The sequence below is a fragment of the Streptomyces sp. NPDC041784 genome (genome assembly GCF_055591025.1).
The window spans coordinates 822,016-838,355 of record NZ_JBVJAB010000001.1; the positions used below are offsets into that span (position 1 = coordinate 822,016).

General features: G+C 71.7%; 13 protein-coding genes and 1 rRNA gene. 6 read left to right on the forward strand and 8 right to left on the reverse strand.

The window, feature by feature from the left end:
* Positions 1-10: 10 nt before the first annotated feature.
* On the forward strand, positions 11-1,210 hold the full coding sequence (locus ACZ6D7_RS03605; protein ID WP_469482946.1) for a winged helix-turn-helix domain-containing protein: 1,200 nt from the start codon (positions 11-13) through the stop codon (positions 1,208-1,210).
* Positions 1,211-1,216: 6 nt separating this feature from the next.
* On the opposite strand, the gene ACZ6D7_RS03610 is transcribed toward ACZ6D7_RS03605, so the two are convergent.
* The 7 genes from ACZ6D7_RS03610 to mtnA all read right to left on the reverse strand — a co-directional run bounded on the left by ACZ6D7_RS03610 (position 1,217) and on the right by mtnA (position 10,348).
* The gene (locus ACZ6D7_RS03610) at positions 1,217-1,963 is read right to left on the reverse strand and encodes a response regulator (protein ID WP_469482948.1); all 747 of its coding nucleotides are present in this window, start codon (positions 1,961-1,963) and stop codon (positions 1,217-1,219) included.
* A 205-nt stretch (positions 1,964-2,168) separates the two neighbouring features.
* Positions 2,169-2,861: a ribosome hibernation-promoting factor, HPF/YfiA family gene (gene hpf / locus ACZ6D7_RS03615; RefSeq protein WP_469482950.1), complete on the reverse strand. Its 693-nt coding sequence runs from the start codon at positions 2,859-2,861 to the stop codon at positions 2,169-2,171.
* 314 nt (positions 2,862-3,175) lie between these two features.
* Positions 3,176-4,111 carry a ComF family protein gene (locus ACZ6D7_RS03620; RefSeq protein ID WP_469482952.1) on the reverse strand — a complete coding sequence of 312 codons (936 nt, stop codon included), beginning with the start codon at positions 4,109-4,111 and terminating at the stop codon, positions 3,176-3,178.
* A 245-nt stretch (positions 4,112-4,356) separates the two neighbouring features.
* Positions 4,357-6,192 carry an LpqB family beta-propeller domain-containing protein gene (locus ACZ6D7_RS03625; RefSeq protein WP_469482954.1) on the reverse strand — a complete coding sequence of 612 codons (1,836 nt, stop codon included), beginning with the start codon at positions 6,190-6,192 and terminating at the stop codon, positions 4,357-4,359.
* On the reverse strand, positions 6,182-8,335 hold the full coding sequence (gene mtrB / locus ACZ6D7_RS03630) for an MtrAB system histidine kinase MtrB (RefSeq protein ID WP_469482956.1): 2,154 nt from the start codon (positions 8,333-8,335) through the stop codon (positions 6,182-6,184). Before mtrB ends, ACZ6D7_RS03625 begins: the two co-directional genes overlap by 11 nt.
* Before the next feature lies 1 nt (position 8,336).
* A complete protein-coding gene (gene mtrA, locus ACZ6D7_RS03635) occupies positions 8,337-9,026 on the reverse strand; it encodes a two-component system response regulator MtrA (protein WP_187283109.1) in 690 nt (229 codons plus the stop codon).
* A gap of 191 nt (positions 9,027-9,217) precedes the next feature.
* On the reverse strand, positions 9,218-10,348 hold the full coding sequence (gene mtnA / locus ACZ6D7_RS03640; RefSeq protein ID WP_469482958.1) for an S-methyl-5-thioribose-1-phosphate isomerase: 1,131 nt from the start codon (positions 10,346-10,348) through the stop codon (positions 9,218-9,220).
* Positions 10,349-10,488: 140 nt separating this feature from the next.
* On the opposite strand from mtnA, the gene ACZ6D7_RS03645 reads away from it, so the two are divergent.
* The 5 genes from ACZ6D7_RS03645 to ACZ6D7_RS03665 all read left to right on the forward strand — a co-directional run bounded on the left by ACZ6D7_RS03645 (position 10,489) and on the right by ACZ6D7_RS03665 (position 16,141).
* On the forward strand, positions 10,489-11,736 hold the full coding sequence (locus tag ACZ6D7_RS03645) for a glycerophosphoryl diester phosphodiesterase membrane domain-containing protein (RefSeq protein WP_469482960.1): 1,248 nt from the start codon (positions 10,489-10,491) through the stop codon (positions 11,734-11,736).
* A gap of 202 nt (positions 11,737-11,938) precedes the next feature.
* Positions 11,939-12,649, forward strand: a complete 711-nt coding sequence (locus ACZ6D7_RS03650; RefSeq protein ID WP_469483032.1) for a DUF4129 domain-containing protein — start codon at positions 11,939-11,941, stop codon at positions 12,647-12,649.
* Complete coding sequence (locus ACZ6D7_RS03655; RefSeq protein WP_469482962.1) at positions 12,646-13,842, forward strand: DUF4350 domain-containing protein; 1,197 nt, start codon at positions 12,646-12,648, stop codon at positions 13,840-13,842. Before ACZ6D7_RS03650 ends, ACZ6D7_RS03655 begins: the two co-directional genes overlap by 4 nt.
* The gene (locus ACZ6D7_RS03660) at positions 13,839-14,831 is read left to right on the forward strand and encodes an AAA family ATPase (RefSeq protein WP_469482964.1); all 993 of its coding nucleotides are present in this window, start codon (positions 13,839-13,841) and stop codon (positions 14,829-14,831) included. Before ACZ6D7_RS03655 ends, ACZ6D7_RS03660 begins: the two co-directional genes overlap by 4 nt.
* Positions 14,831-16,141 (forward strand): DUF58 domain-containing protein, encoded by a 1,311-nt coding sequence (locus ACZ6D7_RS03665; protein WP_469482966.1) that lies wholly within the window; start codon positions 14,831-14,833, stop codon positions 16,139-16,141. The genes ACZ6D7_RS03660 and ACZ6D7_RS03665 overlap by 1 nt, the downstream gene beginning before the upstream one ends.
* A gap of 107 nt (positions 16,142-16,248) precedes the next feature.
* Here ACZ6D7_RS03665 and rrf read toward each other — a convergent pair.
* Positions 16,249-16,340, reverse strand: a 5S ribosomal RNA gene (gene rrf / locus ACZ6D7_RS03670); the annotation flags it as partial.

Genomic DNA, 16,340 nt, shown 5'->3' on the forward strand with positions numbered 1-16,340 from the left:
CGTGCGCACCATGACCACGCCGCGCCCCGCCACCGACCTCACGGCAGACGAAGCCCGCCGCATCGCCCTCCGGGCCCAGGGCTTCCTCGGTGCCCCCGACCGCAAGGCCGGCGTCCGCGGAGTCCTTCGGCACCTCGGCGCCGTCCAGCTCGACACCATCTCCGTCCTGGCCCGCTCCCACGAACTGATCCCGTACGCCCGCCTGGGCGCCGTAGGCCGCACCACGGTCGAGAACGCGTACTGGAACACGGAATCCCTCGGCTCGCCTCCGGCACGCCCCCACGCCTTCGAGTACTGGTCCCACGCCGCGTGCATCCTCCCCATCGAGGAATGGCCCCACTTCGCCTTCCGCCGCCGCGCCTACCGCAACCGCCCCCACTGGAACCACCCGCTCCCCGAGGGCACCTACGAGCAGGTCATCAAACAGCTCCGCACCGAAGGCCCCCTTACCGCCACGGAGTTGGGCGGCGCGAAGAGGACCAGCGAATGGTGGGACTGGTCCGGCACCAAGGTCGCCGTCGAACGCGCACTCATGCACGGCGAGGTGGTCTGCGTCGAACGCCGCGGCTGGAAACGCGTCTACGACCTCGCCGAACGCGCCGTACCCGCCGACCTCCTGCACGACGAACTCGACGACACCGAATGCCTGCGCCGCCTGGTGGGCCTGGCCGGCCAGGCCCTCGGTGTGGGCACCCGCGCGGACATCGCCGACTACCACCGCCTCAAGGGCGAACAGGTCGACGCGGTGATCGCCGACTCCGGCCTGGTCCCCGTCACCGTCGAGGGCTGGCCCAAGCCCGCCTGGGCCGACCCCGCGGCCCTTCGAACGCCCCCGCGCGGCCGCCACCGCACCACACTCCTGTCCCCCTTCGACTCCCTCGTCTGGGAACGGGCACGCACGGAACGCGTCTTCGGCTTCACCCACCGCCTGGAGGCCTACGTCCCCAAACCCAAGCGGATCCACGGCTACTTCGCGATGCCAGTCCTGGCCGGCGGCCGCCTCGTCGGCCGCGTCGACCCCGCGCGCGAGGGCCGCACCCTCGTCGCCAAACAAGTCACCCTGGACGGCCCGAAGGCCGTCCCCGCGGTCGCCCAGGCCCTCCTGGAGGCCGCGACCTGGGTGGACTGCACCGACGTACGCGTGGAGCGCGTCGACGCCCCGGAGCTGCGCGAGCCGCTCACCCGGGAACTCGCCCGCGCACTCGCCTGACCCGCGTCACCGGATCTCGAGGATCTTCTCCCTCATCGCGTACACCACCGCCTCCATCCTGGAGTGCAGCTGAAGCTTCTCCAGGATGTTGCGCACATGGTTCTTCACGGTGTTCTCGGAGATGAACAGTTCCTTGGCGATGTCCCGGTTGTTCATCCCCGTGGCGACGAGCTTGAGCACCTCCAGCTCACGGTCCGTCAGCCGCGGCGCCGGGACCAGCCGGCGCTCGTCGGTCCGCTGGATCATCGACTTGAACTCGGTGAGCAGCTTCGACGCCATCGAAGGGCTGATCTGCGACTGCCCGTCGGCCACCGCGCGAATCGCGGTCGCCACCTCGTCCGTGGAGATCTCCTTGAGGAGATAACCGGTCGCGCCCGCCTTGATCGCGTCGTAGAGGTCGGCCTCCTCGTCGCTGATCGTCAACATGATGATCTTCGCGCTGGGGGCCACCTCCTTGATGGAGGTGCACGCCTCGATACCACCGCGCTTCGGCATCCGTACGTCCATCAGCACGATGTCCGGCAGCAGATCGGCCGCCTTGTCCACGGCCTCCGCACCGTCCCCCGCCTCGCCGACGACCTGGATGTCCTCCTCGGCCGCGAGCACGATCTCCAGTCCGCGGCGGAACAGGGCATGGTCGTCCACGACAAGGACTCTGATCGGCTCCTTGCGTGAAGTGCCCCCGTCCGGCCCCATGCCGACGACGCCGTCGTCGGCATCCTCGTCACGCATCGGTCCGAAGCTGTCCGCCATCGTTCCTCCCCCTGAAGGCTGCGGCCGTGGTCCTGAGCCATCGCCAACCCAAGGCAACGGCCCACCGATTGGGCCGTTGCCGCCATGATTCCATGTCCGGACGACAACGCGGTGACACCGAAGGGCGCGAAGGGGTCGCACACGGGTGCCCCTGGGGGCGCACACGCGCTCCAGGGGCACACCGCTCAGCCGTCACCGGACCGGATCAGCCACCCAGCGCACCGCCCGCCTCGGGAGAGTGCCCCTGGGCCACCATCGGGTCCGAATTGAGGTGGATCACGCCGTAGTCGTAGGCGTGCCGCCGGTAGACGACGCTGGGTTCCTTCGTCTCGGAGTCGACGAACAGATAGAAGTCGTGGCCGACCAGTTCCATCTCGTAGAGGGCCTGGTCGAGCGTCATCGGAGCGGCGACGTGGGTCTTCTCGCGCACCACGAGCGGGCCGTCGCCCTGCACTTCCAGCGAACCGATCTTCTTCGTCGGCACACTGTCCGACGCCTCGGCCGAAACGGGGTGGCCGTTGCCGTTGAGTGTCGCCACGCCGGGGACGACGTCGGGAACTTCCGCCGCGCTGAGTCGGCGCGCGCCGCGCCGCGTGTACCGCTTGTCGTGCTGCTTGCGCAGCTGGGCATCCAGCTTCTCCGCCGCCAGATCGAGTGCCGCGTACGGGTCGCTGGCCGCCGCCTCCGCCCGGATCACAGGACCACGGGAGCGGAGCGTGATCTCCACTCGGTCGCACCGGTCGGCCTGTCGGGGGTTGGGCTCCTTGGACACCTCGACGTCGAGGCTGATCACCTTGCCGTCGAGCTTCTGGATCTTCTCCAGGTTCAGCTTCTCGGCCACGTGCTTGCGGAACCGCTCGGGCACCTCGGTCTTGCGGCCCTTGACGACGATGTCCACGCAGAACTCCGTTCCCGGATCACTCCGCTTCCCTGCGGAGCGTCTCCCTTTTGCACCAGGTTCCGGTGGGCACCGGAACCTCGGACTTGGTGACTTCCACCTCCTCCTCCCCCATGGGCGAGATCTACACCCCAGGTGCTGCGGGTCATAACCAGAAACCGCAGCACGGCATTCGGATATGAGAGGTGTGGCCTGCGGCTTTCCCTCACAACCGAACATATCTCGCCCGGACGGATGTCGTCACCCTCTACTGCGGCGTACCTCCGTTCAGGTGAATTGACCCTCTCATTACCTGCAACGACGCAAGTTCTCCCTCAGTTCCGGTTTATTTCCAAGGAATCCGGCGACGCCGCGACCACAGCCGCACAGAGCACGTCACCGGCCCCACGCACGGCCACGGGCCCCTGCGAACCCCGGCCCGCACCTCCCTCCCCGGCTCCGGGCGGTCGTACGCCTCCGCCGCCTCCGTCACCTCCGGACGGCCGTACCCCTGTGCCTTCCCGGGTGACACCCGCGTACACAACCGCCGCTCCCTCACCACGCCCTGCCCGCCCCACGCGCCCCACGCGCTCCGCCTCCGTCGCCACCCGTACGGCACGCGCCGCCTCCGCCAGGGACGCGCCCGTCGTGACCAGATCGTCGACGAGCACCACAGGACCGCCGCACAGCACCCGCGCCCCACCGGGCACCACCGTCAGCGCGCCCACCAGGTTGTCCAGCCGCTCCCGCGCGCTCAGCCCCGCCTGGTCGGCCACCGCCCGCCGCTGCCGCAGCACCGCGGCCACCCGCACCGCGGCCCCGGCCCGCCGCAGCTCACCGGCGGCGACGAGAGCGATCCGGCGGGCGGGGTCGTGGCCTCGGGAGCGGGTGGTGGTGGGGGTGGAGGGGACGGGGACGAGCAGGATGTCTCCGGGGGGAGGGGGCCCCTCCCCCACCCCCTCCTCCCCCAACCCCACCCGCACCGCCCCCGCCAACGCCACCCCCAACGGCCGCGCAAGCGCCAGCACGCCGCGCTCCTTGTGCGCCAGCAGCGCCGCCCGTACCTCGTCCGCGTACCGGGCCGCCGCGTGCACGGCGGGCAGCCCGGGCGGCTCGGGGACCGGCCGTACCCGGAACGGCGCCGTCCCGCCGAGCGCGGCGCGGCACTCGGGGCAGAGCACCGTACGGGCCCGTCCGCAGCCTCCGCACTCGGCGGGCAGGACCAGGCCGGCGAGTTCCTGCCACCACGTGCGAACGCCTTCCACATCCATCACTGTGCCCTTACGCGAAGCGTCCGACCACCCCTGTGGATAACTCGCCGAAGGCCCTGTGGAAAAGCGAAAGGACCACCCCGGACAAGTCTCCGGGATCACCCGGGGGACCACCGGGGTATGCCCCCGGTATCCCCTCGCCCGGGTACCGCCCGGGTATCACCCCGGAACACTCCCAAGATCCCCCGGAACCGCCCTCCGGATCCCTCAGAACCGCCTCCGGATCCCCCGGGATCACCCGGGCATCACCCCGGATAAAACGCGACCGAAGCCGTCTCCTTCAGCGTCCGCCAGCCGCTCCCGCCGGGCAGCCACAGCAGCCCGTCCTCGGAGGTCGCGAACAGGGGGGCGTCGCTGTCCTCGGAGGCGGCGATGCTGTTGACCTCGGTCAGGCCGGGCAGCGTGGCGGACTCGGGGATCGATCCGTCGCTCTGCACGTACTGCACCTGCTCGACGCCACCGGACTCCTGTCCGACGACGACGAGCCGGCTTTCACCGGCCCACGACACGGCCGCGACCTGTTCCAACTCGGGTGTCGCGGAGCGTAGTTCCTGGACGGACACGGAGGACTTGCCCTCACTGTCCTCGGTCCGTTCGATGCGTCCGATGAGCAGGGACTGCTTGCCGTCCTTGTCCACGACGAGCGCGATCCGCGCGCCGTCGGCGGCGACCCGTACGGCGTTGATCCGGCCGTCCAGCCTGGGGGTGAGCACCTCCAGCGCCGGGCCCGCGCCCTTCTCCAGCAGGAGCAGCCTCGGGTCTGCGGGGTTGCGGTCGGCCACCCACAGGTCGCCCTGGGCGTCCCAGGTGGGCGTGGTCAGCCGGTCGGTCTCCGTCTTGCCCTGGCTCTGCAGGACGGGCTCGCCGAGGGAGCTGCCGGTGACGGTCGAGGTGACGTAGAGGGCCTTGCCGTCGAGGGCGACTCCGGCGGCGCTGTGTTCGTCGCGGGCCACGGCCACCGAGCGCAGTGCCTTGGTGCCGTCGCCGAGCGCGCCGGGCACGGGGTCGGACTTGGCGTTGCCGCCGGCGCTGCCGGCCATGCGGGCGAGCCGGTGGCGGCCGTCGATGAAGTACAGGTAGTCGGGGTCGGAGCGCGAGCCGCGCGCGGCGACGGCGGCGGCCTGCTCCTCGGTGAGCGAGCAGAGCTGTTTGCCGCCCGCGCGCAGCGCGATCTCCTCGACGGTGGGGGTGAGGCTCTGGAGGGTGAACAGGAGCTGGGCGGCCATCTCGTCGCACTTGCTCTGCCCGATGCGGGCCGCCTTGTCGTTCAGCGGCACGGTGAGCTTGTTCTGGTCGTCGGGGGTCAGCGAGGTGACGTTCTTGGGCAGTGCCGTGCCGGTGGGGAAGCTGGAGCGGACGACGGGGCGGAGCCAGCTGGTGGGTCCGTTGAGCAGGGAGCGCACCATCTGGGTCATGGGGTCGACGCGTTCCCGTACGTAGACGGGGTCGGCGACGGCCATCGGCTGCCCGGAGCCGGCGGCCTTGGTGGCCGACGCGAGGTAGTACTTGTTGACGGACATGTAGTTGCGCTGGAAGTCCGACTTGCCCATGACGACGCCTTGGGGGAGCGAGTCGATGCGCCACTGTCGGGTCTTCTTGTCGCGGGTGAGGTGCACGGTCTGGCTGTAGGTGCCGGAGGCGGGGCTGTACGACTGCTGCGCGTCGACCTGGGCGATCTTGGTGCCGGTGAGGACGAAGGCGTAGTCGTCGCCTTCCTCCCGGGCGCCGGCCGGGCCGGCTTCGGTGCCGGGTCCGTCCACCAGCACGGTCGTGATCCGCTCGGGTTCCCATTTCTGGGCCGCCCGGGTGGTCAGGTACTGGCGCGCTGTCGAGTAGCGCGGATCGTCGCTGGTCAGCGCTTCGAGGAAGCCTTGGACGATCTCCGAGGGCGGTGCGTCGTCGCGGGGCGGCATCGCGAACACCCGTACCTGGGTGTCCTGGCGCGGCGTGGACTCGACGCCGCGCAGGTCGCCGCTGTCGGGCATCGAGGCGCATCCGGCCAGCAGTACGACGCCGGAGGTGGCGTACGCCACCGCGCGCCCCGGCGTGCGCCGGGCGTGCCCGTCGCGGTCAGCGCCCACGAATTGTCTCCCCTTGGTCGTCCGGGCGGTCCGTCGCGGCGTCCGTCCGCCGCGGTGCCCCACTGTGTGCCGCGCTGTGTGCCGCGTCCTTCCGCTCCGGCGTCTCGCCGGAGTCGGCCCGCTGCTCGTCCTGCTGCCCGGCTCCCGGGCCGACGCCCAGCCCCGCTCCCGGGCCTGCCGTGCCACCCGCCGGAGCGGGCCGTGGCACCACGCGCGCGCCGTTGCCCGGCAGCGCCGTCGGATCGGCCGTGGGCGTGGCCGCGGACATCCTCGGTGCGAGCGGGGTGCGGGCGGCCGAGAGCTGCTCGGCGGCCGGCTGCACCGGCACGGTGGCGCTCTTCTCGCCGCCTCCGCGGGGCAGGCCGGCGTCGTCGAGGCCGCGGTTGCGCCGGGAGTCCTTGGGCTCCAGTGGTATCGGCGAGCCCCGCAGCGGCTCGTCCGCGGTCCGCGGCAGTGTCAGCCGGAACTGGGAGCCGCCTCCGGGCTCGCCCCAGGCCTGGAGCCAGCCGCCGTGCAGTCGTGCGTCCTCCAGGGCGATGGACAGGCCCAGGCCCGTTCCGCCGGTGGTACGCGCGCGTGCCGGGTCGGCCCGCCAGAAGCGGCTGAAGACGCGGGTGGCCTCGCCGGGCTTGAGTCCGACGCCGTAGTCGCGGACGGCGACCGCGACGGCGCCGCCCGCCGAGGCGAGCTTGACGACGACGTCCTTGCCCTCGCCGTGCTCGACGGCGTTGACGACGAGGTTGCGCAGCACTCGCTCGACGCGCCGTGCGTCGGCCTCGGCGACGACGGGCTGCTGGTCGCCGAGGACCCGTATCGCCGTGCCCTTGCGGTCGGCGAGGGGCGCGGCGCCGCTGACGACCCGCCGTACGACCTCGCGCAGGTCGATCGGCTCGGCCTCCAGGGCGGCCGCGCCCGCGTCGAAGCGGCTGATCTCGAGCAGGTCGGCGAGCAGCGACTCGAACCGGTCGAGCTGGTCGGCGAGGAGTTCCGCGGACCGCGCGGTGACGGGGTCGAAGTCCTCGCGTGCCTCGTGGATGACGTCGGCGGCCATCCGTACGGTCGTCAGCGGTGTCCGCAGTTCGTGCGAGACGTCAGAGACGAACCGCCGCTGCATCCGTGACAGGTCCTCCAGCTGCTGGATCTTCAGCTGGAGGTTCTGGGCCATCTTGTTGAAGGCCTCGCCGAGGCGTGCGATGTCGTCCTCGCCGGTGACCTTCATCCGTTCCTGGAGCCGCCCGGCGGACAGCCTCTCGGCGATCCCGGCGGCCATCCGCACGGGCGTGACGACCTGCCGTACGACGAGCCAGGCGATGGCGCCGAGGAGTACGACGACGAAGAGTCCCGCGGTCGCCAGGGTGCCCTTGACCAGGCTCAGCGACTTCTCCTCCTGCGTGAGCGGGAAGAGGTAGTACAGCTCGTAGGGGTCGCCGTTGGGGTCGTTGAGCTGCTTGCCGATGACGAGGGCGGGCTGGGATTCCTTGTTGCTGCTGTAGCGGATGCGGGTGTAGCTCTGGGCCGCGCCGGTGCTGGTGTTGATGCGTGCGCGCAGGTCCTCGGGGACGCTCTTGTTGGGGTTGACGTCGCCGGAGGCGCGCGGGCCCCGGCCGCCGCCGCTGTCGTCGCCGGGGGGCAGGGTGACCACGTCGAAGGCGCCCTGGCCGCCGCTGGACAGCGACGACACCAGTTCGCTCATCCATTCGATGACGTTCTGCGGGTTGGAGCCGTCGACGGGGGTGCCGTCGACGGCGCCGGCGCCGGTCGTCTCGTCGGCTTTCTGCTTGGCCACGGCGAATCCGCCGGTGGCCTGGCTCTGGGATGCCTTGACCTTGGCGTCGAGCAGGCCGTTGCGGACCTGCCCGATGACGACGAAGCCCAGCAGCAGCACGACGCCCAGCGACATCAGCAGGGTCGTGGCGACGACCTTGAGCTGGATGTTGCGCCGCCACAGCCGCATGACAGGCAGCAGCGGCCGGCGCACCCAGCGCAGCAGGAGCCTCAGGACGGGGCTGCCCTGCACTCCGCCCTGGAGCAGGCCCCCTTCGAGGAGGCGTCCGAAGCGTGAGCTCATCGTCTTACGGCCGACAGGCCGCCCCGGACGGGCCCCGGACCGGCCGGGGGCCGAAGCGGCACTGTCCCCGGGCATGTCAGCTCGGTCCTGCCTTGTATCCGACGCCACGGACGGTCACCACGATCTCCGGCCGCTCCGGATCCTTCTCGACCTTGGAGCGCAGTCGCTGCACGTGCACGTTCACCAGGCGGGTGTCGGCGGCGTGGCGGTAGCCCCACACCTGCTCGAGGAGCACCTCGCGCGTGAACACCTGCCACGGCTTGCGGGCGAGCGCCACGAGCAGGTCGAACTCCAGCGGCGTCAGCGCGATCGACTGCCCGTCCCGCTTCACGGAGTGACCGGCCACGTCGATGACGAGGTCACCGATGGCGAGCTGCTCCGGTGCCGGCTCCTCCGACCTGCGCAGCCGCGCCCGGATCCGGGCGACCAGCTCCTTCGGCTTGAACGGCTTCACGATGTAGTCGTCGGCGCCGGACTCCAGCCCGACGACCACGTCGACGGTGTCGCTCTTGGCCGTGAGCATCACGATCGGCACGCCGGACTCGGCCCGGATCAGGCGGCAGACCTCGATGCCGTCCCGTCCGGGCAGCATCAGGTCCAACAGCACCAGATCGGGCTTCGCCTCACGGAAAGCAGCCAGCGCCTTGTCGCCGTCGGCTACGAAAGACGGCTCAAAACCTTCACCACGCAACACGATGCCGAGCATCTCGGCCAGTGCGGTGTCGTCGTCGACGACAAGGACTCGTCCCTTCATAAACGACATCATCCCATTCTCATAACAGTGAAGGTGGCGCAGGTGAGCAGGGTCACCGGCCTGTGACCATAGTCGTACTGGGCCGTCACTGTCTGCCCTCGTCCGTGGACGTCGATGTGAGCACTGATGCGGGCCCGCTCTCCGGCACCCACTCCACGGTCTTTACCCACCGCCGTCCCAGGCTTCCCTCCCCCACCTCGACGTCACCGCGCGTGACCGTCGCACAGCTCCGCGAGACCCTCCGCCGTCACGGGCGAGACCACCCCCGCCTCCGTGACGATCGCCGTCACCAGCTCGGGCGGCGTCACGTCGAACGCCGGGTTGTACGCCTGCGTCCCCAGCGGCGCCACCGGAACCCCGCCGCCCGCCCCGGTCACCGGCACCTGCGGCGCCGCCACCTCAGTCACCTCGAACCCTGGACGCTGCTCGACCTCGATCGCCGCCCCGCTCGGGGTGTCCGGATCCACGGTCGTCACCGGCGCGACCACGATGAACGGCACATGGTGGTAGCGGGCGAGCACCGCGAGCGGATAACTGCCCACCTTGTTCGCCACCGAGCCGTCCGCGGCGATACGGTCCGCCCCGATCAGCACCGCGTCCACCTCCCCCGCCGCGAACAGCGAACCCGCCGCGTTGTCCGTGAGCAGCGTGTACGCCATCCCGCTGCGCGCCGCCTCGTACGCCGTCAGACGGGCTCCTTGCAGCAGCGGACGCGTCTCGTCCACCCACAGCCGCCGCAGCCGCCCCGCCCGGTGCGCCGCGAGCGCCACCGCGAACGCCGTGCCCTCCCCGCCCGACACCAGCGATCCGGTGTTGCAGTGGGTGAGGACGCGGTGCCCGCCGCCGGGCAGCAGCTCGTCGAGGAGAGCCAGCCCGTGGCCGGCCATCCGGGCACTGGCCTCGGCGTCCTCCCGGTGCAGTTGCCGCGCGGCGGCCAGCGCGGCCCGCGCGCCCTGCGCGGTGTCACCGCCCTTGGCCAGCTGCGCCAGATACGCGGACCGGGCCCGCCGCACACCGACGGACAGGTTCACCGCGGTGGGCCGGGCGCCCGCCAGCGCGCTCGCCGCCTCGTCCACGTCGAAGCCCCGTACGGCGGCGAGCGCGACGCCGTACGCCCCGGCGATACCGAGCAGCGGCGCACCGCGCACGGCGAGCGACCGGATCGCCTCCACCAGCGCGGACGCGTCCGTACAGACCCGTTCCACCTCCTCGGCCGGCAGCCTCGTCTGGTCGAGAAGCACCAGTACGGGACCTTCGGGCGGCTCCTCCCAGCGAATCGCGGGTATCCCTGCCGGCCGCTTGTCCTCGTCGGATTGCGCGTACTGATCAGCCATGCGGTCAGTCTGCCCCGGATCCGGCGGACAATTGAAGGTGCGCAGCCCCTACCGCGGCCGGTGATCCGATGACCACCCCATGGCACGATGGCTGCCAACCTGCCGCCGCGACCGCGGACGGGCACCGTGAAGGAGCGACGATGAAAGACACTCCGGGCTGGGCCTCGCCCGGATCCGCCCCGTCCGACGGACGGGAACCCGGCGCGTCCGCCCCCGCCGACCGACCCACCGCCCCGCAGCCCGCGGACCAGCCGGGCACGGACCCACAGGGCCCCGGCACGAAGTGGTCCGACCAGCAGCCGCCACCCGCTCGGTGGTCCGCGCCCGCAGGCCCCCAGACCCCCGGCCAGACCCCTCCGCCCCCGCCCCCCGGCCCCGGCTGGGGCGGCCCGCCCCCCGCCGTGAAGCCCGGTGTGATCCCGCTCCGCCCCCTCGGCGTGGGCGAGATGCTCGACGGCGCCGTCTCCACCATGCGCACCTACTGGCGCACCGCCCTCGGCATCTCGCTGACCATCGCGATCGTCTTCGAGATCGTCGTCGTCCTGCTCCAGGGCCTCGTCCTGAACGACACCCTGGACACCTCCGCCCTCGGCGACCCGAACTCCAGCCTCGACGAGCAGACCCGCGCCATGGGCGACGTCATGCGCAGCTCCGGTCTCCTCCTCCTGATCACCATGCTCGCCATCCTCACGGCGACCGCCCTGCTCGCCACCGTCACCAGCCGCGCGGTCCTCGGCAAGCCGGTCACCCTCGGGCAGGCCTGGAGCGACGCCCGCCCGCAGGTACCCCGGCTGCTCGGCCTGATCCTCGTCCTGCTGCTCCTCACGGCCGGTGTCGCTGCCGCCTGCGTCCTGCCCGGCATCCTCGTGGCCGCCTCCGGCAGTAGTGACGGCGGTGCCGCGCTCATCAGCCTCGGCAGCCTCGGCGCGTTCGTGCTCGTCCTGTGGCTGGTGGTCCGCTACTCCCTCGCCGCTCCCGCCCTGATGCTGGAGAAGCAGGGCATCAAGAAGTCCCTGAGCCGCTCTGCGAAACTCGTCCGCGGCTCCTGGTGGCGGATGTTCGGCATCCAACTGCTCGCCGTGGTCATCGCCAACATCATCTCCGCGATCGTCGTCCTCCCCTTCGCCCTCGTCGGCGCCGCCCTGAGCGACGCGGGGGTTGGCGGACTCGTCGACGCCGGCAGCGACTACGGCTGGACCTACCTGATCGTCAGCGGGATCGGCTCCGTCATCGGCTCCATGATCACGCTCCCGATCGCGGCAGGCGTCACCGTGCTCCTCTACATCGACCAGCGGATCCGCCGCGAGGCCCTCGACCTCGACCTGGCCCGCGCCGCGGGCATCCAGGGCTACGGCTCCCCCACCCCCGGCACCACCCCCGGGAGCTGATGCGGTGAGCCTGACGGGGGGAGTTCTCACAGCGGTACCACTCACGGACACAGCACCCACACGGCTGCCGCCCGCCCCGGCCGACGCGGCCCCGGAAGCCCTCTCACACACCGCCGACCCGGCCCTCACGGCCCTGTCACGCGCGGCCGACGCGATCCCCGCAGCCCTCTCGGACACCACCGACAACGCCGTACACGCCCTCCTGCGGATCGCCGACCGTTCGGTACAGACACTGACCGGCTCGAACGACGAACCACCCCTGACCATCCCGCGCGACCCCGCACGCGAGGCAGCCCGACGCGAACTGTCCAAACGCCTGTACCACGAGAACGACCCCAGCCCGTTCGAACGGGCCCTGGACGCCTTCTGGGACTGGCTCGGCAACCTGTTCGGCACCGCATCGACCGCAACCCCCGGCGGCACACTCGGCCTCCTCGTCATCGTCCTGGCCGTCCTCGCAGTCGTCGGCGCCCTGTGGTGGCGCCTGGGCACCCCCCGCCGCCAACCCGCCTCCACCGCCGCCCTGTTCGACGACCGCCCCCGCAGCTCCGCCGAACACCGCGCGGCCGCCGAGGCACACGCCGCCCAGGGCCACTGGAACCAGGCCGTCCAGGAACGCATGCGCGCCATCGTCCGCTCCTTGGAGGAACGCGCCCTCCTCGACGCCCGCCCCGGCCGCACCGCCGACGAGGCCGCCGCCGAGGCCGGCCGCACCCTGCCCGCCCACACCGACCGACTGCGCGCCGCCGCCCGCGACTTCGACGACGTGACATACGGCGGCCGCAACGCCACCGAGCAGGCGTACCACCGCATCGCCGAACTCGACCACGATCTCGACCGCACCAAACCCCAGCTCACCACGAACAGCGCCCACACCCCGGCCGGCACCGCCCGCCAGGGAGCCGCCGAATGACCACCCAGGCCACGCTCCCGCCCACCTCCGCCGCACCCACGGCCCGCCAGGTGTGGACCCGCGCGCGAGGCATCGCCCTCGCCGTCGCACTCCTCCTCGCCGGCGCCGTCGCCCTCGCCACCCTCCAGTCCGACACCCGGCACGGCTCCCTTGACCCACGCTCCGCCGACCCCTACGGCAGCCGCGCCGTCGCCGAACTCCTCGCCAACCGCGGCGTGTACACCCGCGTGGTCACCACCCTGGCCGAGGCCCGCAGTGCCACCGGACCCGACACCACCCTCCTGGTCGCCGTCCCCGACCTCCTGACGGAACGCCAACAGAAATCCCTGCACGCGGCAATGGCCGGCTCCGGCGGCCGCACCGTCCTCGTCGACCCCGGCAGCCCCTCCGTCGGCACCCTCGCCCCGGGAGTCACCGCCGACCCCGCCACCAGCCGCAGCTCCGCCCTCACCCCCGACTGCGCCCTGCCCGACGCCCGGCGCGCCGGCACCGCCGAAACCGGCGGCACCCGCTACACCACCCGCCACCTCAACGCCGACGAGTGCTACCCGAGTCAGCGCCTGGCCACCCTGCTGCGCATCCCGGACACCTCCGGCACCGGAGACACCGTCGTCCTCGGAGCACCCGACATCCTCTTCAACACCCGCCTCGACCAGCAGGGCAACGCCTCGCTCGCCCTCCAACTCCTCGGCTCCCGCCCGCATCTCGTCTGGTACCTCCCCTCACTCTCCGACACCTCCACCACCGACGGGGACAACGAGAAGAGCTTCTTCGACCTGCTCCCCTCCGGCTGGCTCTGGGGCACACTGCAACTCTTCGTCGCGGCAGCCCTGGCCGCCCTCTGGCGAGCACGCCGGCTCGGCCCCCTCGTACCCGAAAAACTCCCCGTGGCGATCCGCGCCTCCGAAACCGTCGAGGGCCGCGCCCGCCTCTACCGCAACGCGGCCGCCCGCGACCGCGCGGCCGCCGCTCTTCGCTCCACCACCCGCACCCGCCTCGCCCCTCTCGTAGGCGTCCCCGTCACCCAGGCACACACACCCGAAGCACTCGTCCCCGCCCTGTCCGCCCACCTCCACGGCGACGGACAGCCCCTGCACTCCCTCCTCTTCGGCCTGCCGCCCAGCGACGACACGGCCCTCATCGCACTCGCCGACCAACTCGACGCCCTCGAAAGAGAGGTACGCCGTCCATGATGGACCCGACCACTGACAACGCCGGGAACACCGGGGACCCGGGCCACGCCCGAGCCTCCCTGGAAGCCCTGCGCGCCGAGATCTCCAAGGCCGTGGTCGGCCAGGACCCCGCCGTGACCGGCCTCGTCGTCGCACTCCTGTGCCGCGGACACGTTCTCCTCGAAGGAGTCCCCGGAGTGGCCAAAACGTTGCTCGTCCGCGCCCTCGCCTCCGCACTCGAACTCGACACCAAGCGCGTCCAGTTCACCCCCGACCTCATGCCGAGCGACGTCACCGGCTCCCTCGTCTACGACACCCGCAGCGCCGAGTTCTCCTTCCAGCCCGGCCCGGTCTTCACCAACCTCCTCCTCGCCGACGAGATCAACCGCACCCCGCCCAAGACCCAGGCCTCCCTCCTCGAAGCCATGGAGGAACGCCAGGTCACCGTTGACGGCACCCCCCGCCCCCTCCCCGACCCGTTCCTGGTCGCCGCGACCCAGAACCCCGTCGAGTACGAGGGCACCTACCCCCTCCCCGAAGCCCAACTGGACCGCTTCCTCCTCAAACTGACGATCCCTCTCCCCTCCCGCCAGGAGGAGATCGACGTCCTCACCCGCCACTCCGAGGGCTTCAACCCGCGCGACCTCAAGGGCGCCGGCCTGCGCCCCGTGGCGGGCCCCGCCGACCTCGAGGCCGCCCGCACAGCCGTCGCCAAAACGACCATCTCCCCCGAGATCACGGCCTACGTCGTCGACATCTGCCGCGCCACCCGCGATTCGCCCTCCCTCACCCTGGGCGTCTCCCCCCGCGGCGCCACCGCCCTCCTCGCCACCGCACGCGCCTGGGCCTGGCTGACCGGCCGCGACTACGTCATCCCCGACGACGTCAAAGCCCTCGCCCTGCCCACCCTCCGCCACCGGGTCCAACTGCGTCCGGAGGCCGAGATGGAAGGCGTCACGGCCGACTCCGTCATCAACGCGATCCTCGCCCACGTCCCCGTCCCCCGCTGATGGCACTCACCGGACGCGCCGCCCTCCTCGCAGCCCTGGGCTCCCTCCCCGTCGGCATCTGGGAGCCCAGCTGGACGGGCATCCTCGCCGTCAACGCCCCCCTCGCCGCCGCCTGCGCCTGCGACTTCGCGCTCGCCGCCCCCGTACGACGCCTGCTCCTGACCCGCTCCGGCGACACCTCCGCACGCCTCGGCGAGACAGCCGACGTCACGCTCACCCTCACCAACCCCTCCCGCCGCCCCCTGCGCGCCCATCTCCGCGACGCCTGGCCCCCCAGCAGCTGGCAGCCCGGCACCGAAACCGAGGCCTCCCGCCACCGCCTGACCATCCCGCCGGGCGAACGCCGCCGCATCACCACACGCCTACGCCCCACCCGCCGCGGCGACCGCCAGGCCGACCGCGTCACCATCCGCTCGTACGGCCCCCTCGGCCTCTTCTCCCGCCAAGGCACCCACAAGGTCCCCTGGACGGTACGCGTCCTCCCTCCGTTCACCAGCCGCAAGCACCTCCCCTCGAAACTGGCCCGCCTCCGCGAACTCGACGGCCGCACCAGCGTCCTCACCCGCGGCGAAGGCACAGAATTCGACAGCCTGCGCGAATACGTCCCCGGCGACGACACCCGCTCCATCGACTGGCGCGCCACAGCCCGCCACTCCACCGTCGCCGTCCGCACCTGGCGCCCCGAACGAGACCGCCACATCCTCCTGGTCCTCGACACCGGCCGCACCTCCGCAGGCCGCGTCGGCGACGCACCCCGCCTCGACGCCTCCATGGACGCGGCCCTGCTCCTCGCCGCCCTGGCCTCCCGCGCCGGCGACCGGGTCGACCTCCTCGCCTACGATCGCCGCGTCCGCGCCCTCGTCCAGGGCCGCACGGCACGCGACGTCCTCCCCTCCCTGGTCAACGCCATGGCCACCCTCGAACCCGAACTCGTCGAAACCAACACCCGCACCCTCACCGCCACAGCACTCCGTACGGCCCCCCGCCGCTCCCTGATCGTCCTGCTGACCACACTCGACGCAGCCCCGGTCGAAGAGGGCCTCCTCCCCGTCCTGCCGCAACTCACCCAGCGCCACACGGTCCTGGTGGCCTCGGTCGCCGACCCGTACGTCACCCGCATGGCCGCCTCCCGCGGCGACACCGACGCGGTGTACGAGGCCGCGGCCGCCGCCCAGGCCCAGACCGAGCGTCACCGCACCGCCGAACAACTCCGCCGTCACGGAGTAACGGTCGTGGACGCGACACCGGACGAACTTGCGCCGACCCTGGCGGATGCCTACCTCTCACTGAAAGCAGCCGGACGCCTCTGACAGCAAAACGGGCTCTCCCCGCAGAGAGAGCCCGCATAAAATTTCCGCACAGCCCGTAAACGCAGAAAACCCCCAGACCTAAGGTCTGGGGGTTTCCCACAATAATTGTTCGGCGGTGTCCTACTCTCCCACAGGGTCCCCCCTGCAGTACCATCGGCGCTGTAAGGCTTAGCTTCCGGGTTCGGAATGTAACCGGGCG

Excerpts from the sequence above, each read along its gene's own strand:
- ACZ6D7_RS03605 (WP_469482946.1), top strand. The coding sequence starts at position 11 with ATGACCACGCCGCGCCCCGCCACCGACCTCACGGCAGACGAAGCCCGC.
- ACZ6D7_RS03610 (WP_469482948.1), bottom strand. The coding sequence starts at position 1,963 with ATGGCGGACAGCTTCGGACCGATGCGTGACGAGGATGCCGACGACGGC.
- ACZ6D7_RS03620 (WP_469482952.1), bottom strand. The coding sequence starts at position 4,111 with ATGGATGTGGAAGGCGTTCGCACGTGGTGGCAGGAACTCGCCGGCCTG.
- mtrB (WP_469482956.1), bottom strand. The coding sequence starts at position 8,335 with ATGCCCGGGGACAGTGCCGCTTCGGCCCCCGGCCGGTCCGGGGCCCGT.
- mtrA (WP_187283109.1), bottom strand. The coding sequence starts at position 9,026 with ATGATGTCGTTTATGAAGGGACGAGTCCTTGTCGTCGACGACGACACC.
- mtnA (WP_469482958.1), bottom strand. The coding sequence starts at position 10,348 with ATGGCTGATCAGTACGCGCAATCCGACGAGGACAAGCGGCCGGCAGGG.
- ACZ6D7_RS03645 (WP_469482960.1), top strand. The coding sequence starts at position 10,489 with ATGAAAGACACTCCGGGCTGGGCCTCGCCCGGATCCGCCCCGTCCGAC.
- ACZ6D7_RS03655 (WP_469482962.1), top strand. The coding sequence starts at position 12,646 with ATGACCACCCAGGCCACGCTCCCGCCCACCTCCGCCGCACCCACGGCC.
- ACZ6D7_RS03660 (WP_469482964.1), top strand. The coding sequence starts at position 13,839 with ATGATGGACCCGACCACTGACAACGCCGGGAACACCGGGGACCCGGGC.
- ACZ6D7_RS03665 (WP_469482966.1), top strand. The coding sequence starts at position 14,831 with ATGGCACTCACCGGACGCGCCGCCCTCCTCGCAGCCCTGGGCTCCCTC.